Source organism: Burkholderia lata, assembly GCF_902499025.1.
GTDB lineage: Bacteria > Pseudomonadota > Gammaproteobacteria > Burkholderiales > Burkholderiaceae > Burkholderia > Burkholderia lata_C.
In genome coordinates this window covers 23814-43702 of sequence record NZ_CABVPW010000010.1, presented here as the reverse complement: position 1 = coordinate 43702, position 19889 = coordinate 23814, and the positions used below count along the sequence as shown (strand labels likewise).

Annotated in this window: 15 protein-coding genes; 5 read left to right on the top strand and 10 right to left on the bottom strand. The window is 68.2% G+C overall.

All coding sequences use genetic code 11. The features are described 5' to 3' along the window. Nucleotides 1-120: 120 nt before the first annotated feature. The 3 genes from BDI24065_RS12080 to BDI24065_RS12070 form a co-directional block, all read right to left on the bottom strand. Complete coding sequence (locus BDI24065_RS12080) at nt 121-1512, bottom strand: amino acid permease (protein WP_175031456.1); 1392 nt, start codon at nt 1510-1512, stop codon at nt 121-123. 106 nt (nt 1513-1618) lie between these two features. Then, nucleotides 1619-2869: an NAD(P)/FAD-dependent oxidoreductase gene (locus BDI24065_RS12075; protein ID WP_175031455.1), complete on the bottom strand. Its 1251-nt coding sequence runs from the start codon at nt 2867-2869 to the stop codon at nt 1619-1621. A gap of 30 nt (nt 2870-2899) precedes the next feature. Further along, nucleotides 2900-3253, bottom strand: a complete 354-nt coding sequence (locus BDI24065_RS12070) for a RidA family protein (protein ID WP_011353678.1) — start codon at nt 3251-3253, stop codon at nt 2900-2902. A 286-nt stretch (nt 3254-3539) separates the two neighbouring features. Between BDI24065_RS12070 and BDI24065_RS12065 the strand changes: the two genes are divergently transcribed. The 4 genes from BDI24065_RS12065 (at nt 3540) to BDI24065_RS12050 (ending at nt 8889) form a co-directional block, all read left to right on the top strand. Next, nucleotides 3540-4175, top strand: coding sequence for a helix-turn-helix domain-containing protein (locus BDI24065_RS12065; RefSeq protein WP_175031454.1), 636 nt, complete (start codon nt 3540-3542; stop codon nt 4173-4175). Between the two features lie 139 nt (nt 4176-4314). Beyond that, the gene (locus tag BDI24065_RS12060) at nt 4315-4824 is read left to right on the top strand and encodes a GNAT family N-acetyltransferase (RefSeq protein ID WP_175031453.1); all 510 of its coding nucleotides are present in this window, start codon (nt 4315-4317) and stop codon (nt 4822-4824) included. Between the two features lie 295 nt (nt 4825-5119). Further along, complete coding sequence (locus tag BDI24065_RS12055; RefSeq protein ID WP_175031452.1) at nt 5120-6478, top strand: aspartate aminotransferase family protein; 1359 nt, start codon at nt 5120-5122, stop codon at nt 6476-6478. Nucleotides 6479-7044: 566 nt separating this feature from the next. Further along, the gene (locus tag BDI24065_RS12050) at nt 7045-8889 is read left to right on the top strand and encodes an amidohydrolase (protein WP_175031451.1); all 1845 of its coding nucleotides are present in this window, start codon (nt 7045-7047) and stop codon (nt 8887-8889) included. A gap of 80 nt (nt 8890-8969) precedes the next feature. Here the strand turns inward: BDI24065_RS12050 and BDI24065_RS12045 are convergent, their stop codons facing one another. Both BDI24065_RS12045 and BDI24065_RS12040 read right to left on the bottom strand, forming a co-directional pair. Next, nucleotides 8970-10157 carry a M20 aminoacylase family protein gene (locus BDI24065_RS12045; RefSeq protein ID WP_175031450.1) on the bottom strand — a complete coding sequence of 396 codons (1188 nt, stop codon included), beginning with the start codon at nt 10155-10157 and terminating at the stop codon, nt 8970-8972. 49 nt (nt 10158-10206) lie between these two features. Next, nucleotides 10207-11439: a diaminopropionate ammonia-lyase gene (locus tag BDI24065_RS12040; RefSeq protein WP_175031449.1), complete on the bottom strand. Its 1233-nt coding sequence runs from the start codon at nt 11437-11439 to the stop codon at nt 10207-10209. A 163-nt stretch (nt 11440-11602) separates the two neighbouring features. Between BDI24065_RS12040 and BDI24065_RS12035 the strand changes: the two genes are divergently transcribed. Continuing rightward, nucleotides 11603-12079 carry an Lrp/AsnC family transcriptional regulator gene (locus tag BDI24065_RS12035; RefSeq protein WP_175031448.1) on the top strand — a complete coding sequence of 159 codons (477 nt, stop codon included), beginning with the start codon at nt 11603-11605 and terminating at the stop codon, nt 12077-12079. A 71-nt stretch (nt 12080-12150) separates the two neighbouring features. Here BDI24065_RS12035 and BDI24065_RS12030 read toward each other — a convergent pair whose 3' ends face one another. From BDI24065_RS12030 to BDI24065_RS12010, 5 genes are all read right to left on the bottom strand, one after another. Further along, complete coding sequence (locus BDI24065_RS12030) at nt 12151-13812, bottom strand: tannase/feruloyl esterase family alpha/beta hydrolase (RefSeq protein WP_175031584.1); 1662 nt, start codon at nt 13810-13812, stop codon at nt 12151-12153. A 76-nt stretch (nt 13813-13888) separates the two neighbouring features. Further along, nucleotides 13889-15037 carry a porin gene (locus tag BDI24065_RS12025; protein WP_175031447.1) on the bottom strand — a complete coding sequence of 383 codons (1149 nt, stop codon included), beginning with the start codon at nt 15035-15037 and terminating at the stop codon, nt 13889-13891. Nucleotides 15038-15101: 64 nt separating this feature from the next. Further along, nucleotides 15102-16307: a 3-(3-hydroxy-phenyl)propionate transporter MhpT gene (gene mhpT, locus BDI24065_RS12020; protein ID WP_175031446.1), complete on the bottom strand. Its 1206-nt coding sequence runs from the start codon at nt 16305-16307 to the stop codon at nt 15102-15104. 201 nt (nt 16308-16508) lie between these two features. After that, nucleotides 16509-18410, bottom strand: coding sequence for a feruloyl-CoA synthase (locus BDI24065_RS12015; RefSeq protein WP_175031445.1), 1902 nt, complete (start codon nt 18408-18410; stop codon nt 16509-16511). Beyond that, a complete protein-coding gene (locus BDI24065_RS12010; RefSeq protein ID WP_175031444.1) occupies nt 18407-19855 on the bottom strand; it encodes an aldehyde dehydrogenase in 1449 nt (482 codons plus the stop codon). Before BDI24065_RS12010 ends, BDI24065_RS12015 begins: the two co-directional genes overlap by 4 nt. Nucleotides 19856-19889: the final 34 nt, after the last annotated feature.

Below are 19889 nucleotides of genomic sequence, written 5' to 3'. Positions count from 1 at the left end.
TGCCGGCGCGGCGCGCATGACGCGCCGCCGACATTTCCGCGGCGCGCTCGCCCTCAACGCCCCTGTCGCGCGATCGCTCCACCGCACCCGCACCAACACCCGCGCCCCGGCGCATCGCCGTCACACGCGCTCGACGCCGAGCCCGACCCGCGTCGATCGCGCGGCCGCCTGCAGGTGCCGCGAACGCCGGTAGATGATCGCCATCAGCGCCATCACCGCCGCACCGGCATACAGCGACCCGCGCGTCGACGGATCGACGCCGAGCATCACGAACACGAACGCGACGAACACGAGACAGATCCACGACGTAACCGACGCGTACGGCATGCGGAACGCCACCGTCTCGCCGCGCGCGGCCAGCGCGCGCCGGAACCGCATGTGGGTCAGCACGATCATCGCCCAGATCACGGCCACGTCGAACGACAGGAACGACATCAGCCAGCCGAACACGCGCGCGGGAATCACGTAGTTCAGCACCACGCCGACCGACATGAACAGCACGGTCGCCCGCACCGCGCGCGACGGCGACCCGCTTGCGCTCAGCGTCGCGAACGACGCGGGCGCGAGGCCGTTGCCGGCCATGCTCGACAGCATGCGCGCGCCGCTGAACACGATGCAGTTGAAGCTCGACAGCGCGGCCGTCACGACCACGAAGTTGACGATGCCGGCCGCCTGCCGCAACCCGAGCGACTCGAACGTCGTCACGAACGGGCTGCCATGCTCGCCGAGCTCATGCCACGGATACAGCGCCATGATGATGAACAGCGCGCCGACGTAGAAAATCAGGATGCGCCACAGCACCGAGTTGATCGCGCGCGGGATCATCTTCTGCGGCTCGCGCGCCTCGCCGGCCGTGAGGCCGATCATCTCGACGCCCGCGAACGAATACGCGACGATCGGCAGCGCGCTCACGACCCCGAGCACGCCGTGCGGAAACACGCCGCCGTGGCGCCACAGGTTCGACAGCCCGACCGGCACGCCGCCATGGCCGATCCCCGTGAACACGATCAGCGCGCCGCCCGCGATCATCAGCACGATCGTCACGACCTTCACGATCGCGAACCAGAACTCCAGCTCGCCATACACCTTCACGTTGAGCAGGTTGAACGCCGAGATCGCGGCGATCGCCGACACGACCCACAGCCACTGCGGAACCGCCGGAAACCAGAAGCCCATGTAGATGCCGATGGCGGTCGTCTCCGCGACGCCCACGCCGACCATCAGCAGCCAGTAGCTCCAGCCGACCACGTAGCCGGCGAACGGCCCGACGTATTCGAACGCATACGCACCGAACGAGCCGGACACCGGCCGGTGCACGGCCATCTCGCCGAGCGCGCGCATGATCAGGAAGATCATCGCGCCGCCGATCAGGTACGCGACCAGCGCGCCGGGCCCGGCCGCCTTGATCGCGGACGCCGAGCCGAGGAACAGGCCGACGCCGATGGCCATGCCGAGGGCCATGAACGAAATCTGGCGCGCGCCGAGCTCGCGCCGCATCGTGTGCTGTTGCATGTTGTCTCCAGTCGTTGATCGTCGCGGCGAGCCGGATCGGCCGGCCGCTGGATGGAGCGGCCGGCGTCGTGTGCCGGCCGCCCTGCTGCAGCGCACGGTCGCCGGTTCAGCGGCCGTGCAGAAAGCGTTCGACGCGAAACGGCGTCGGGTCGACGAACGGCTGCGTGCCGGTCATCAGGTCGGCGACCAGCCGGCCGGTCACGGGGCCGAGCGTGAAGCCGTGATGCGCATGCCCGAACGCGAACCACAGATCGCGGTGGCGCGGCGCCGCGCCGATCACGGGCAACATGTCGGGCGTGCATGGCCGGCGGCCGAGCCACGGCGTGCCGTCGACGCGTGCGCCGAGCGGAAACAGCTCGCGCGCGACCGGTTCGACGGCGGCGAGCTGGGTCGGCGTCGGCGGCGTATCGCGATAGCCGAGTTCAACGCCGGTCGTCAGGCGGATGCCGCGCGTCATCGGCGTGATCAGGAAGCCGCTGTCGGCATCGAGCACGGGCCCGTTCAGCCGCGCGCCCGGCTGCGCCGCGTAGTGCATGTGATAGCCGCGCTTGACCGCGAGCGGCAGCGTGTAGCCGAGCCGTTCGCACAGCAGGTCCGACCAGGGCCCGAGCGCGACGACCGCGGCGCGCGCTTCAACCGGGCCTTGCGCGGTGTCGACACGCCAGCCGTTCGCGGCCGACAGCGTCAGCGCGTCGCCGGTCAGGATGCGGCCGCCGAGCTGCTCGAAGTGGCGCGCATACGCGGTAACGAGCGCATTCGGATCGCTGATCGAATCGGAGCCCGTATAACGCAGCGCGCCGACCAGCGCGCGGCTCAGGTTCGGCTCGGCGTTGCGCAGCGCGACCGCGTCGAGCGCGTCGAAGGTCACGCCGTATTCAGTGCGCCAGCGCTCGGCGTCGCGCGTCTCGGCATCGCGCGTCGCGGCCGTGCGGAACACCTTCAGCCAGCCGCCTTCGCGCAGCAATGCGCCGGCGCCGGCCGCTTCGATCAGCGCGCGATGCTCGGTCACGCAGTGTTCGATCAGCGGCGCATACGCACGCGCGATCTCGGCATGGCGCGCCGGATGCGAGTTGCGCCAGTAGCGGTACAGGAACGGAATCAGTTTCGGCAGCGCGCCGACGTGATAGCGCACGTCGGGCGAGCGGTTGCACGCGTATTTCAGCAGCGTGCCGAAGCCGCGCGGAAACGCATACGGATACACGCCTTCGCGCTGGATCAGCCCGGCATTGCCGAGCGACGTCTCGTTGCCGGGCGCCTTGCGGTCGACGAGCGCGACCGACAGGCCGCGCTGCTGCAGGTGAACGGCAACGGACACGCCGATCATGCCGCCGCCCAGGACGAGCGTGTCGAATGTCATCGGGAATTCCTCGGGCGGGCGGCGCCGATGTCAGGCGAGCGCGGTCACGGCAATCTCGACGTCGAGACCGGGCTTCATCAGCAACGCCTGCACGCACGCGCGGGTCGGCGCGTGGCCGGCCGGCACCCAGGCGTCCCACACCGCATTGAACGCGTCGAAGTGCGCGGCATCGCTGAGCCACACGTTGGCGGTCAGCACGCGGGTCTTGTCGACGCCGGCCGATGCGAGCAGCGCGTCGATGCGCGTGAGGATTTCGGTCGCCTGCACGGCGATCGGCGCGCCGGCCGTATCGGGTACCTGGCCGGCCAGATGGACGAAGCCGTTCGCGATCACGACCTGGCTCATGCGCGTGCCGGTCTGCAGACGTTTGATTTCACTGGACATGGATTGCACCTTCGCGAGCCCGGCCGCGAACGGCCGGAAAATGACTGGGAAAGACCGCTGCCGCGCGCCGGATCGGGCAACCGCCGCACGGGCGAGCTGCGCCGATACGCACACGTGTCGTTCACGCCGGCCGCACCGGCCGCGCGAGTTTCGCGTCGTCCGATGCTAGAGTGGCCGTCACGCCCACCATCGGCGATTTCGACGAAAATTATCATATACGAGAAAATTTATTCTCGTATACGACAAAACCCGTATTCACGTCACGCACGTCGCGCCCCGTATCCGCATGCCCAAATCCACCGTCCCCGTTCCGCCGCCCACCGACGCCGCGCCGCAGCTCGACCACCAGACGGTCGGCGCGCGGCTGCGCGACGCGCGCAAGTCGCGCGGCCTGACGCTCGCGCAACTGTCCGAGCACTCCGGTATCGCGGTGTCGACGATTTCGAAGGCCGAGCGCGGCGACATCGCGCTCACCTACGACAAGTTCGCGGCGCTCACGCATGCGCTCGCGCTCGACTTCGACACGATGTTCGGCCGCCCCGCGCCCACCGGTGCGATGACGCCGTCGTTCACGCCGGCGGGCCAGCAGATGGTCTACGACACGCCGAACTATGCGTACGGGATGCTCGCGAACGACCTGACCGGCAAGCGGATGGTGCCCGTGCGCGGACGGATCCATGCGCGCAAGCTGTCGGACTTCGCGGACTACATCCGGCACAGCGGCGAGGAGTTCGTGTTCGTGCTGAGCGGCGAGCTGGAGCTGCGCTTCGAGAACGGCCATGCGTACCGGCTCGGCGCCGGCGACAGCCTGTATTTCGACAGCGCGGTCGGGCACGTGTACCTGAGCCTCGGCGACACCGATGCCGAGGTGCTCGCGTGCTGCGTCGACGGCGATGCAAAGCGACCGCGCGACGCGATCTGAACCTCCGGATTCGGGCACGCGGCTGTGCCGAATGAATGCCGCCGCGCGACGACCGGATTCCTATTACGATAACGACGATGCATCCCGCGGCCGCAACGGCCCGCGCCGGCATGCACGACCCTCAACCGGAATGCCCCCGATGACGATCACGACCCGCCTGCTCGACGCGGCCGACGCCGCCCGCTTCCAGACTGTTCGCCTGCGTGCAGTCGACACCGCCCCCACCTCCTTCCTGCCGACGCTCGACGAAGAATCGCAGGTGCCGGTCGACGAATTTGCAACGCGCATCACGCCGACCCGTGAACGTGCCGTGTTCGGCGCGTTCGACGGCGATACGCTCGTCGGCATCACCGGCGTGCGCCGCGATGCGCGCGTGAAGATCGCGCACAAGGCGACGATCTGGGGCGTGTTCGTCGATCCCGCGTATCGCGGGCAAGGCATCGCACAAACGCTGCTCGAAAGCGCGACCGAGCATGCGGCGCAGGCGTGGCAATGCAAGCAGCTGATGCTGTGCGTGAACGAGGTCAATGCCACCGCGGAGCGGCTGTATGCGTCGCAGGGGTTCGTGCGGTTCGGCACGGAACCGCGCTCGATGTTCTTCGATGGCCGCTTCTATGACGAGCACCACATGGTCAAGACGCTGGCGTAACGCGATACGGCGGCGAACGGGCATCGTGGACGCCACCGGACGCGTCCCCGTGCCCGCTTCGTCTGCACCGGATTCGATGCCGGGGATGTGAGCACCCACCAACATTCCATGCAATAAAACAGGCCGGGGCAACCCGCGCCGGTTTATGCGCAAAAACTTTTAGAAAAAATAGCTGCACCTCGGCCCCGCCCCACGCTGCGTCGCCCAAGCCAACCCGCCTCCGTAATTCCGCCCCTGTTCATCCCCCCGGCGCCCGCGCTATCGTCTCCGTACCTTCACAGCCCAGGAGCTGCCTTTGCCTTCCCGCCACGGAGTCGACCTCATCCGCGCCCGCGCGCTGTTCGATCGCGAGCGCCACGCATTCACCGAAGCCATGCCGGTCTCCCGCGCACTGTCCGCGGAAGCATCCGAGCACTTGCTGTTCGGCGTGCCGTTGCACTGGATGCAGGACTGGTCGACGCCGTTCTCGCTGTACGTGAAGGAGGCGCGCGGCGCGACGTTCACCGACGTCGACGGCCATCGCTACGTGGACTTCTGCCTCGGCGACACCGGCGCGATGTTCGGCCATGCGCCCGAACCCGTCGCACGCGCGCTCGTCGAGCAGGCCACGCGCGGCTACACGACGATGCTGCCGAGCGAGGACGCCGCGTGGGTCGCACGCGAACTCGCGCGCCGCTTCAAGCTGCCGGTCTGGCAGTTCGCATTGAGCGCGAGCGACGCGAACCGTTTCGTGCTGCGCTGGGCACGCGCGGCCACCGGCCGCAACACGATCGTGGTGTTCAACGGCTGCTATCACGGCACGGTCGACGACGTGTTCGTCGATCTCGTCGACGGCCGCCCCGTGCAGCGCGACAGCCTGCTCGGGCAGTCGTACGACCTGCTCGCGAACACGCGCGTCGTCGAGTTCAACGACCTGGCCGCACTCGAAGCGGCGCTGAAAGGCGGCGATGTCGCCTGCGTGCTCGCCGAGCCCGCGATGACGAACATCGGGATGGTGCTGCCCGATCCGGGCTTCTGGGAGGCGGCGCGCGAACTGACGCGCCGCTACGGCACGCTGCTCGTGATCGACGAAACGCACACGATCAGCAGCGGCCCGGGCGGCTATGCGGTCGCGCACGATCTCGAGCCGGACATGCTGGTGGTCGGCAAGCCGATCGCGGGCGGCGTGCCGTGCGCGGTGTACGGGTTCAGCGCGGAATTTGCCGAACGCGCGAAGCAGGCGAAGCTGAACGCGCCGCCCGGCCATTCGGGGATCGGCACGACGCTCACCGCGAACATGCTCGCGATGCGAGCGACACGCGCGACGCTGGCCGAAGTCGCGACCGACACGGCCTATGCGCACATGTTCGAACTCGCCGCGCGGCTGGCGACCGGGCTCGAACAGGCGATCGCGAAACACAAACTGCCGTGGTGCGTGACGCGCATCGGCGCGCGCACCGAGTTTCAATTCGCGCCGGTGCCGCCGCGCAACGGCACGCTCGCCGGCGCGCAGCTCGACAGTGAACTCGAGCACATCGTGCACCTGTACCTGCTGAATCGCGGCGTGCTGATCACGCCGTTCCACAACATGATGCTCGTGTGTCCGCAGACGACGGCCGACGATGTCGACCGGCTCGTCGCGCAGTTCGACGCGTGTCTCGGCGAGCTGGTGTGATGGGGTGACACAACGGGCGCATGCGCGCGTCGGCTCGCGCCATGCGTCGCCCGCGGGCCATCCGGTTCGCGGGCCCGCTTACCGCCCGATCTGCTTGCCATCGCCCGCCGCCGCGGCGGGCTTGAACAGCAACACGAGAACGCCGGCATGGCGCCCGTTTCGGGCCGGCGCGTCCCTGCTGCGCTTCAGGGCATTGATCTCGCCGAAGCCGCTGCTCCACGGCCTGACCCGGGTGATCTTCCAAACGTAGCCGCCGTGCGACCGGCGCGACCTTGGGGTTGACCATTGCGAATCCCGCAGGTCGTCAGAACGTGTCAGGATTTTGATCTTGATCCGTATGCAAGCCGTGTTTATACATACGATTCAGCATTGACGCTTCATGGTCTCGGCACCATCGCGTCGATGCTGTGTCCGCGTCATGCTCGGGCGGGGTTCCCGAAACAAGTCACGCCGATGCCGTATGGCGATACCCGGTGTCTTGTTCTTCAAAATGTTTCGAATTCCGAAATGATAGGCGGCGGACAATCGATCAATCCAACGCATCAGAAACCAAAAAGGATTCAATCATGTTCCATCGACACCAGCTCGGATGTGCATGCTGCAGCCCTCATTTGGTCGCAACCGCCCTTGGCCAGGGCGAACACGAATGGCAGGATCTGCTCAAGGAATTGAACCTGCTGGAAGCGCATCGAGCGCCCGAAGCCGTGATCTTTCACGGTGGGCACATCTATCCGGACCCGGAAGACACCAGCAGGCAGGTCGGCGCGCTGGGTATCGCCGACCACAAGGTCATCGCCACCGGGACGCTGGATGACGTGCGTCGACGCGTCCGCGAAAAATTTCCCGAAGCGCGCGAGCAGGGGCTCAAGGACAATCAGACCTTGCTTCCCGGCCTGATCGACCCGCACATGCATGTCCTGCCCAGCGCGGTGTTCGAAACCAAACCCTGGATCGACCTGTCACCTTTCGAAAATCAACGGCTGCGCCGCGATTATGGCGAAACCTATATCACCGCCCGGCTGAACGATGCCGTCCGGAATGCAAGGAATCTGAATGAACAATGGGTGAGCGGAATCGGCGTCGATCCATCGCTGATGAGCGAATGGCTGGATATCGACAGTGATTGGCTGAACAAAATCAGCACGGACATCTGCCTGTTCCTGGTGAATGCGTCCGGGCATCTCGGCTACGCCAACAGCGCCGCGTTGAAAGCCGCCGGGCTTGAGGACAACAAGACCAAGGGCGTGCTGACCGAATCGCAAGTCGTCCAGGTGATGAAGTGCATGCCGCAGCCGAAGCCGGTCGACCTGTTGAGCAAGATCCGCGACATTCTGCATGACGCGAACAAGCGTGGCATCACCACCCTGTTCGATGCCGGCCTGGGAATGGGGATAGGGTTTTACGAAGTCGTCCTGATGCAGGCGCTGGCGAAAACCGGATTGATGACGGTTCGTGTGGGCGCGGCATTGTTCGGCAATAGCTACCTCCGGCAATTGTGGCTGAATCAATTCAAACCTCAACTGGACAGCCAGCCCGAGGAGTTGTTCACCATCCGGGCCATGAAACTGATTGCCGACGGCTCCAACCAGGGGTTGACCGGCCTGCAACGCCAGCCCTACACGTGTTGCGAACAACACAGCGTTCCCGGCGTGGGACCGAATGGTCTGTTCAACTTCAACCCGATCGAAACACTGGGTCAAATCATGCAGGAGGTCGTTGCAGCCGAATGGCCGGTCCTGACCCATGCCAATGGCGACGAAGCCATCGCCAATGTACTGGCTGCCTACCAGCTGGCGCTGAGCAAGGTCCCGCCCCCGCTGCCGGTCCCGCCGTCAGTCCCGCCCCACCCCACCAAGGCACCGGTCGAGTTGCGCCACCGGATCGAGCATGCGTCGCTGCTCAGCGACGACGACCTGCGCACGATGAAGCGGCTGTCCGTGTCGCCCAGTTTCCTGATCGGCCATGTCGGCTACTGGGGGCGCGCATTCCAGAAGACCATTCTCGGTGAAGAGCGCGCGCAGAAGCTCGATCGATGCAAGTCGGCGCTGCGCGAAGGGCTTCGCATCAGCCTGCACAGCGATCGCTTCGTCTCTCCGCTGGGGCCATTGCGCTATATGGACCAGGCAATCGGGCGGGTGATGGAAGCCGACCCGGAGCATGCGGTGTTGAATGAAGCCGAATGCCTGAGTCCGGCCGAAGCGCTGCGTGCGGTGACCATCGACGCGGCCTGGCAATGCCACCTCGATGATCAGATCGGCTCCCTGAAAGAAGGGAAGCAGGCTGACCTCGTGATCCTGGAACAGGATCCGCTGCAGGCCACGCCGGGGGGGAGCCCTTATCAACTGCGCGAGATCCCGGTGCTGGAGACCTGGGTCAGCGGGCGCAAGGTTTACGAACGGTCAACCCGGTAAACCGTCACGATCCGGCACTGAGCGGCTCCGATCGCCGATCACGCGTTCCGCTTCGGAAACCGGCGATCGGCTATCGTCCTTCAGCCCGCGCGGCGCGGCTCGCTTAGCGCGAGCCGCGCCACCGCCTCGAAATACCGCGCGCCGATCGGCAGGATGTCGTCGTTGAAGTCGTAGCCCGCGTTATGCAGCGGCACGCCGCCGCGCCCGGCGGCCTCTCCGTTGCCGATGAAGACGAAGTTGCCGGGCACCGCCTGCAAGAACGCGCCGAAGTCTTCCGAGATCATCATCGGCGGGACGTTCGCGTCCACGTTCTCTGCGCCCGCAACTTGCGCCGCGGCCCGCACGGCCGTGTCGACCCACTCCGGCGAATTCACCGTCGGCGCGAACTCGTGCGTGTACTCGAACGTGCAGGTCGCGCCGTGCGTGCGGCAGATCCCTTCGCTGATCTCGCGCATCCGCGTGGCCAGCAGCGCCTGCACGTCGCGCGAATAGCTGCGCGTGTCACCCTTGATCGTCACGGTAGACGGCAGCACGTTGCGCAGCCCGTCGGTGATGAACTCCGTGCACGAGATCACGGCCTGCTGGCCCGGATCGAGATTTCGCGACACGATCGTCTGCAGCGCGAGCACGACCTGCGCGCCGATCACGATCGGATCGATGCCCATGTGCGGGCGCGCCGCATGCGTGCCGCGTCCGTCGATCCGGATCACGAAATTGTCTTCGCTCGCCATGATGCCGCCGGCGCGCGTCGAGAACGTGCCCGCGCGCATCCCCGGCATGTTGTGCGCACCGAAGATCGCGTCGACCGGGAAGCGCTCGAACAGCCCGTCGGCCATCATCGCCTTCGCGCCGCGGCCATGCTCCTCGGCCGGCTGGAAAATGAAACGCACGGTGCCGTCGAAATCCTTGCGCTCGGCCAGCAGCCGCGCGGCGCCGAGCACCATCGACATGTGGCCGTCGTGCCCGCACGCATGCATCTTGCCGGGCGTGCGCGACGCATGTTCGCGGCCTGGCGCATGCTCGGCGATGTTCAGCGCGTCCATGTCGGCGCGGATACCGATCGCGCGCTTGCCGGTGCCCACCGTCAGGTTCGCGACGAGCCCCGTGCCGCCGATCCCGCGATGCACGTCGAGCCCGAGCGTCGTCAGGATGCGCGCGACGTAGTCCGACGTGTTCACCTCTTCGAAACCCGTCTCCGGATGCTGGTGCAGATGGCGGCGCCAGGTCTTCAACTGCCCCTGCAGCGTGCTTTCTTCGGTTGCGTCCATGGCGTTTGCCTCGTCAGTCGTAGTCGGTCGGGATCGGTCGGGATGTCGTTCAGGCCGCGAGCGCGGCGCGGTCCAGCCAGGCGCGCTGCCGTGCAAGCACCGCGTCGGCCGTCTCGCCGACGCACTGCCGGTACACGGACGGGGCCGTCGCGCCCTCCGTATTGATCGCCAGCACGCGCGAATGCGCATCGAGCCCCACCTGGCGCGCGAGCACCGGGTCGCGCATCAGCACTTCCAGCCCCGCGACGCCGGCCGCGCCCGATTCGCCGGCCACGAGCGGCACGTCGCGTTCGCTGCCGGCCGCGAGGCCGCGCATCGCCTGCACCGCGTCTTCGTCGTCGATCAGCATGAAGTAGTCGATGCACATCTCGAGGAAATCCCACGCAAGCGGCGACGCCTCGCCGCACGCAAGCCCGGCCATCACGGAATCGACGCTGCCCGTCGCCCTGGACGCGCGCCCCGCCAGCGCGCTCTGGTACAGGCAGTCGGCCTGGCGCGGCTCGACCACGATGAAATGCGGCCGCTGCACGCCGTCGCGCTCCCACAGGTAACTCGCGACGCCCGCGGCGAGGCCGCCCACGCCGCCCTGCAACAGCACATGCGTGAACGGCCGCCCGTCGTCCTGCGCCGCCTGCACGGCGGCCTCGGCGGCGATCACGCCATAGCCCTGCATCACGTCGCGCGGAATCGCTTCGTAGCCGTCGTACGACGTATCCGACACGACATACCAGCCGTTCGCCTGCGCGAGCTGCGCCGCGCAGATGACCGACTCGTCGTAGTTCCCCTCGATGCGCACGATCCGCGCGCCGTACGCCGAGATCGCGCGTTCGCGCTCGGCCTCGACGTTCGCGTGCAGCACGATCACGCATCCGCAGCCGATCGCACGCGCGGCGGCGGCGAGCGCCCGGCCGTGATTGCCGTCGGTCGCGCTGATCACCGTCAGGTCGGCCAGCTCCGCCGCGTAGCGGCCGGTGACGAGCCCTTGCGGATCGAGATCCTGCGTGCGTCGCAGGCGCTTCACGAGCCGCACCAGCGCGATCGGTGCGCCGAGCGCCTTGAAGCTGCCGAGCGGCGAGCGGCACGACTCGTCCTTCACGCTGACGCTCGCGACGCCGAGCCGCGCGGCGAGATCCGGCAGCGCGCGCAGCGGCGTGCGCGCGTTGCCGACGAGCGGCCAGTGCGACAGCCACGCGCCGCTTTCGTCGGCCGAAGCGATGTTCATCACGCGCCGCAGCGCGTGGGGATAGGCGGCGCGCGATGCGCGGGGGTTGGCGATCAGCATGGCGGGCTGCACTCCGTGAGTCGGTTCAGGTCGGGTCGGGCGCGCACGGGTTGCACGCGCCGCCGGTTAGAAAAATAATATTGCGCATGGCGGTCAATAAAATCGCCAATTCGGCGGCCACCACGCAAAAATTTCTCATTCTTTCGAGGCTTCACGCGCCATCATGACCACCCCACTCGATGCGTTCGATCGCAAGCTGTTGATGGAAATCCAGCGCGACGCGCAAACGCCGCAAAGCGAACTCGGCACGCGCGTCAACCTGTCGACCGCGGCCGTGAACCGGCGCCTGAAGCGTCTCGCGGACGACGGCGTGATCGAGCGCTACACGGCCGTCGTCGCGCCGGACAAGGTCGATCATCCGCTGACGATCGTCGTCAACGTCGAGGTCGAAAGCGAGCAGATCGACCAGCTCGACGCGATGAAGCGGACCTTCGAGCGCTGCCCGCAGATCCAGCAGTGCTACTACGTGACGGGGGAATGGGATTTCGTGCTGATCCTCGCCGTGCGCAACATGGATCAGTACAACGCGCTCACGAGGGAGCTGTTCTTCGCGAACAACAACGTGAAGCGGTTCAAGACGCTGGTGAGCATGAGCCGCGTGAAGGTCGGGCTCGAGGTGCCGGTCGAACCGGGCGAGTGAGTGAGCGTTTGCAAACATGAGGCGACCGGCGCGCGAATGCATGCGCCGGCCGCCTCCCATCGACGGCTACGTCAGCGACAACTGAAGCTCGCCGCCGAATTCACGTCGCCCGACCCGTTGTAGCGCGCCACCTGCGGATACGGGCACAGCGGCCGCGTGCGCCCCGCGCCCCACGAGGTGGGCACATCCGCGTTCGTCGCATCGCGCGCGGTGGCCACCACCGCACCGGGCGCCTGCCCCTGCTCGACCCACGCGACGAGCGGCGTCAGCAGGTCGAACTGGTCGGCCGCCGGCCCGCCCGAGCAGTGGTTCATCCCCGGCACCGGGTAGAAGCGCGCGAAATCCGACGCATCGCCGCCATTCGCCTGCGCGACCCGTGCGTACCAGTCGCGCGTGTCGTCGAACGAGAACACCGGGTCGCCGGTGCCGTGATAGACGAGCAGCTTCGCGCCGCGCGCCTTCAGCGCGGACAGGTTGGTCTCGTCGGGCGGCGTCATGAACGACCACGCGGATTCCGTGTACACGCCGTTGGTCGCGAAGATCGCCGGCGCGTCGTTGTCCATGTCGAAGCCGAGCGCGAAACCAGGCAGGTTCGCGAGCGTCGCGGCGGTCTTCGGCGGCGTCATGAACGTGAACGCCATCGCGGCCGGGTCGAGCGTGATCGAATTCGACTGCTTCCACGCGGCCCAGCCGCTGCCGGCGATGCCCGGATCGTACGGAAAGCCCGCGTAGAGCGCCGTGCCCGTGCTGTTGCGTGCACCCGTGAACACGTTCTCGAGCGCGGTCTTTTGCGCGGTCGTCAGGCAGGCACCCGTGCGCGTGCCGTTCGCGCAGGTCGGGATGTCCGCATCGACGCTGAAATGCGCCTGGCACGCGGCGACGTCCTGCACCATCCCGTCGACCGCGCCGTCGAGCGCATCGCATTTCTCGAGGATCTTCGCGCCGACGAACTGCCGCTCCGCATCGGTGAAGCCGCTGCGGATATCCGGCAGCCCGTTCGATCCGGTCGCCGATGCGATCTTCGCGAACTGCTGCGCGCCGTACATCTCGCCGATCGCCGCCTTCGGCAGATGAAAGCCCGGATCGCCCGCGATGATGCCGTCGTAGTCGGCCGGGTTGCGCACCGCCGTGACCATCGCGTGACGGCCGCCGTTCGAGCAGCCGTCGAAATAGCTGCGGTCGGGCGCCTTGCCGTACGCGAGCCGGATCACCTGCTTCGCCATCGGCGTGAGCGCATCGACCGCGCCGTAGCCGTAGTCGATGCGCGCCTGCGGATCGATGCCGAACAGCGGGTTCTGCGCGGCGCTGTGCCCGGAATCCGAGCTGATCACCGCGAAGCCCTGGTTCAGCGCGTCGGTCAACGGCCCGCCGCCGCCGATCTCGCCGGTGGCGGTCACGACGTTGCCGTCGAGCCCGCCGTTCGCCTGGTAGAAGAAGCGGCCGTTCCACGCCTTCGGCAAGCGCATTTCGAAGCCGATCGCATAGGTCTTGCCATCGACCGTGCTCACGCGTTCGTTCATCTTCCCTTCGATCACGCAGTGCTCGGCGATCGGCTTGCCGGCTACCGTGAGTGCGCCGGCGGCCGCGGTCGTCACCGACGTGAACGACGTGTTCGCATACGCGAGCTTCGCGGCGAGTGCGTCGCAGGTCTGCGCCATCGCGGCCGGTGTCGCGGCGCTCAGGTGCGTCGGGTCGGCGCTCACCGAATCGTCGCCGCCGCAACCGGCGAGCATCGCGGCGGCAAGTGGCGCAATGTAGAGGAATCCATAGTGTCCGTTCAAGGTATCTCCCGTTCGTCAGGCTGCCGGATCAGAACATGTGCCGCACGCCGACCATCGCGCCGAGCTGCCCCATCCCTTCGCCGGGTGTCGTACCGGCCCCGCCGCCGCTGACCGCGTAGCGCGCATGCGCGCTGTTCCACAGATACGACGATTGCGCGTAGACCGCCGTGCGCTTCGTCAGCAGATAGGTCGCGCGCAGCGTGGCCATCGTCGCGCGCGTGTCGTGCGCGCTGTTGACGATCCGGTAGCCCTCGCCGTCGACGACGAAATCCGGCTTCACCGCATACGATGCGCCGACGAAGAACAAGTCCGAATGCGCGCCGGCTGCGGCCGGCGAACCGGTCGACACGCGCCGCCCGATCCAGCCCGCGCCGATCCGCGCGCCGGCCGCCTGCGCGTACGCGCTCACGTGCGTGCGCGCGTCCTTGCCGCCGCTGCTGGTGAAAGCGACCGGCGCGATGCCGTCGAAGAAGTTCGCGGCCGCGCCGGTGCCGCCGCGCTGTTCCTCGTACGAGGCCGCCGCACCGAAATACGCGCTGTCGTACTTGAGCATCACCGACCAGTTGCGACACTGGACGGCGTCGCCCGGCACTTGCCCCGCGCACGTGCCCTGCCCGGGCGAGTTGCCGGTGCCCGCGCCGTCGCGGCCGAACGAATAAGCGGCGCCGAGCGTCACGCCGCGGTACGTGCCGAGGTAGGTCACCGCGTTGTCGGCGCGCCCGTTCGGTACGTACGCGTCGAACGAGCCGAGCCCGTAGATGTCGGGGCCGATGATGTCCGCGCCCTGCAGCGCGAGATAGGTCATCGTGTACTGGCGGCCGAACGCGAGCGTGCCGAAGCCGCCCTTCAGCCCGACGAACGCCTGCCGCCCGAACAGCCGGCCGCCCTGGCCGAGATCGCCGCCGCGCACGTTGAAGCCGCTTTCGAGCGTGAACACCGCCTGGTAGCCGCCGCCAAGATCCTCGGCGCCGCGCAGCCCCCAGCGCGACGGCAACTCGCCCGTCACGCCCGGCATGCGCACGACGTGGTCGCCGGCCGCGTTCGCGTGCGACACGAATTCGACGCCCGTGTCGATGATGCCGTACAGCGTCACGCTCGACTGCGCGTGCGCGACCGGCGCGGCGAGTGCGCAGCACGCGCCGGCGGCCAGCAGGCCGTTCCTTGTCTTCGTTTTCATTTCGTTGTGTCTCCAGACCTTGAGTAAGCGCGCTCTGACGGCGTGCATGGATAAAAACGAACCCTCAGTCGCCGGCTTGCGGGCGGCGAATCAGCAGCAGCGCGGCGACGGCCGCGACGAGCGTGACGGGAATGCTCGCGCCGATCACGACGGGTGCGCTGCGGCCGGCGGCCAGCAGCGTCGCGGCCGCGAGCGGCCCGACGACGGAACCGAGCCGGCCGACGGCCACCGCCGCGCCGACACCCGTGCCGCGCATCGCGGTCGGGTAGTAGATCGCCGCGAGCGCATACAGCACCGACTGGCCGCCGACCACGAACATCCCGGCCGCGAACGCGGCGGCCGCGAGCGACGCGAAGCCGGGCGCCGCCGCCAGTGCGGCGAGCGACAGCACGATCCCGACGTACATGCCGCCGACCACGCGCGACGCGCGCATCCGGTCGAGCGCCGCGCCGATGCCGAGCGCGCCGAGCCCCGCGCCGACGTTGAACGCGATCTGCACGAGGCCGACGTGCTCGCGATCGAGCCCGCGCGCGGCCATCAGCGACGGCAGCCAGTTCAGCAGGAAGTACAGGACGATCAGCGTGCAGAAGTAGCTGACCCACAGCGCGACGGTCGACGTCGTGCGGCCGTCGCCGAACAGCGTGCGCGCGACGCTGGTGCGCGCGGCCGGCGTGCCGGCGACGTCGAGATACGCGCGCGACTCCGGCAGGAACCACGCCAGCAGCGGCACGAGCAGCAGCGGCCCCACGCCGCCGACGTAGAAGATGTGCCGCCATTCGGTGTCGCCGGCCAGCAGCACGCCGATCAGCGACGCGATCACGCCGCCGAACGGGATGCCGCAGTACATCGTCGCCACCGCGCTGCTGCGCGAGCGCGGCTCGACCGCTTCGGACGACAGCGCGATCAGGTTCGGCATCGCGCCGCCGAGGCCGATGCCGGTCAGCACGCGCACGACGACGAGCATCGCGAAGGTCGACACCTGCGCGGTGGCGATCGACAGCAGCCCGAACAGCGCGGCCGACACGATCAGCACGCGCTTGCGCCCGATCCGGTCGGCGAGCCGCCCGCCCAGCATCGCGCCCGGCAGCAGCCCGAAGGTGCCCGCGCTGAACGCGATACCCATCTGCGACACGCTCAGCCCGAATTCGCGCGCCATGCGCGGCGCGGCGACGCCGACCGACTGCAGATCGAGCCCCTCGAGAAGGGCGATCGCGAAACACAGCGCGAGCGTGGTCGCGACCGTGGGTTTTTCGGCAACGTAAGTGTTCATCCTGTCTCCAGTCCCATGTCTTGTAGTCGGTCGGCCCGGTAACGGCCGCCGCGCGCCGTCGCCGGCCAGTGGCGAAGCGGCGCGCAAGGTGTCGTCTGAACGGCTGCCTTTATCAGGCAGCCTGATTCACTGGCCGCAAGAATGCCTGCCGGTGTCGTGGCCGGCCGGTCGTTGTGCCTGCTTGCTTCGGTATGCTTCCGGTTACGCGTACATCACGTCGGGATCGCGCCGCGCCGGGTCGTACAGCGCGTCGATCGTCGCCGCGCGATGCTGCTGCACGGCCGCCTGGTTCAGCGAACCCTTGTCGGTCACTTCACCGCGATCGAGCGACGGCGGCGTGTCGATCAACCGGATGCGCGCGACGAACGTCGAACCGCCGCTCGCATGCCGGTTCAACTCGATGAGCCATTGCTCGAACACCGCGCGCACGGCAGGCGCGCGCAGCACGTCGGTCACGGCGGCATCGGCGGCGAGTCCCGCCAACGCACGGCACGCATCGACGCGCGGAAACACCAGCAGCCCGATGTCGTCGCGATTGATCCCGGTGACGACCACGTCCTGCACGTACGGCGCGCCGCTCGACACCGCGTTCGCGCGCAGCGGCCCGACGCTGACGAAGGTGCCGCTGCTCAGCTTGAAATCCTCGGTCAGCCGCCCGTCGAACAACAGCCCGAGCTCCGGCCGCTCCGGATCGACAAAGACCCCCGCGTCGCCGCTGCGGTAATACCCTTCGTCGTCGAACACGTCGCGCGGATCGACGTCCGCGTGCCAGTAGCCGCGCATCACGTTCGGCCCCTTGAAACGCAGTTCGAGCTTGCCGCCGCACGGCACGAGCTTCGCGTCGCAGCCGGGCGCGGGCAGCCCGATATAGCCGGCCCGCATCAGCGGCCCCGTCGTGAACAGGCACGACGGCGACGCCTCCGTCATCCCGAGGCCGGCCATGATCCGGATCCGCTCGCCGCAATGCGCATGGGTCACGCGGTCGAGCCGGTCCCACGCGGCCTGCGACAGGCCCGCGCCGCCGAAGAAATACAGCTTCACGCGCGAGAGGAACGTGTCGCGCAGCACGGCATCGCGTTCGAGCGCGGCCGTCAGCTCTTCCCAGCCTTTCGGCACGTTGAAGTAGATCGTCGGCGCGATCTCGCGCAGGTTGCGCACGGTTTCGTCGAAGCGGCCCGGCACCGGACGGCCGTCGTCGATATAAAGCGTGCCGCCGTTGTACAGCGCGATGCCGAGGTTGTGACTGCCGCCGAACGTGTGATTCCACGGCAGCCAGTCGACCAGCACCGGCGGTTCGCGCGTCAGTTCGGGCATCGTCTGGCGCAGCATCTGCTGGTTGCTGCACAGCATCCGGTGCGTGGTCGGCACGGCCTTCGGCTGCTTCGTCGAGCCGGACGTGAACAGGATCTTCGCGAGATGATCGGGGCCGACCGCCGCGTGGATCGCGTCGATCGTGCGCGGGGCTGTGGCGAGCAAGTGCGAGAGCGGCACCACCCGGCCCTCGGCATCGATATCGGCATCGCTTGTGACGATCAACGCCGCATCGGCCGGCAACGTCGCGTCGAGCGCACGTGCAAACGGCGCGCGCTCGGCGACGAATACGGCGCCCGGCCGCAGCACGCCGAGCGTGTGACGCAGCTTGCCGTAGTCGGTCGACACCAGCGAATACGCGGGCGAGATCGGCGAGTACGGCACGCCGGCCAGCATCGCTGCGAACATCAACTGCAGATGCTCGAGATCGTTGCCGGACAGCACCGCGAGCGGACGCTCGACCGACAGCCCGAGATCGACGAGGCCCTGGCCGAGCGCGCGGGCGCGTTCGAGCATCTGCGCGTAGGTGATCTCGATCCAGCGGCCGTCGGCACCGCGCTTCGCGGCCAGCACGCGATCGGGATGCGCTTGCGCGCCGCGCACGAGGCAGTCGGTCAGGCGCGTCGGGTAGTCGCCGAGCGGTTCGCGCGAACTCAGGTACCACGCGCCGCTTTCCGCGCGGCGAATCTCGGCCGCGCCCACGGCGACGGCCGCCGCGCGATAGCGCACGCCGCCCGTGTCGTTCACCGGCCCGCCGGCGAGCGTCGCATCATTCATCGTCGGGTCGCTCATATCGGGTAGTGACGCGGCGTGGTCTGCACCGTGATCCAGCGCAGCTCGGTGAATTCGGCGATCGACGCACGGCTGCCGAAGCGGCCATAGCCGCTCGCCTTCGTGCCGCCGAACGGCATCTGCGCCTCGTCGTGCACGGTCGGCCCGTTGATGTGGCAGATCCCCGATTCGATCCGACGCGCGACCGCCATCGCACGCGCGACGTCGCGGCTGAACACGCTCGACGACAGCCCGAACTCGCTGTCGTTCGCAAGCGCGACCGCTTCGTCGTCGCTGTCCGCGCGCAGGATCGCGACGACCGGCGCGAACGATTCCTCTCGATACAGGCGCATGTCGCGCGTCACGCCATCGACGATCGCCGGCTGCATCGTCGCGCCTTCGACGCGGCAGCCGAGCGGCAGATTCGCGCCATGCGCACGTGCGTCCTCGACGAGCGATGCTGCACGCGCGGCGGCCGCCGCGTCGACCATCGTGCCGAGCGGATGGCCGGCCAGCGGATCGCCCGCGACCAGCGTGCGGGCCTTCGCGGCGAGGCGTTCGACGAGCGCATCGGCGATCGGCCGCGCGGCGATCACACGCTCGGTCGACATGCAGATCTGCCCCTGGTTGAAGAACGCGCCGAACGCGATCGCGTCGACGGCCGCGTCGAGATCGGCATCGTCCAGCACGAGCACGGGCGCCTTGCCGCCGAGTTCGAGGAGCACCGGTTTCAGGTGAGCCGCCGCGTGGCGCGCGATGATGCGCCCGACATGCGTCGACCCGGTGAAGTTGATGCGCTTCACGTGCGGATGCGCGATCAGCCGCTCGACGAGTTCGGGAGCGTCGGCCGCCGCATGCGTGATCACGTTGACCACGCCCGCGCCGAGCCCCGCTTCGTCCAGCACCGCGCCGATCAGCGCGTGCACGCCGGGACACGCCTCGGACGCCTTCAGCACGACCGTGTTGCCGCACGCGAGCGGCATCGCCAGCGCTCGCGTGCCGAGGATCACCGGCGCATTCCACGGCGCGATGCCGAGCACGACGCCGCACGGCACGCGCATCGCGAGCGCGAGATTGCCGGGCACGTCGGACGGGATCACGTCGCCGGCGATCTGCGTCGTCATCGACGCGGCCTCGCGCAGCATGTTCGCCGCAAGCGTCACGTTGAAGCCGATCCAGCCAGGCGTCGCGCCGGTTTCGGCCACGCCGGTCGCGACGAACGCGTCGATGCGCGTGTCCATCAGGTCGGCCGCCTTCAGCAGCAGCCGGCGGCGCTCGGTCGGCGCAAGCGCCGACCATGCCGGAAACGCGCGGTGCGCGGCGTCGATCGCCGCGTCGGCGTCGGCCAGGCCGGCCGCCGGCGCGCGTGACGCCAGCGCGCCCGTCGCGGGATTGAATCGGTCGAAGGTGCGCCCGTCGCGGGCGACGCACCACTCGCCGGCGATCAGCATCCGTCTGTCGGTCATGTTGTCTCCTGCCATGCGTGTTTCTCGTCGGTTG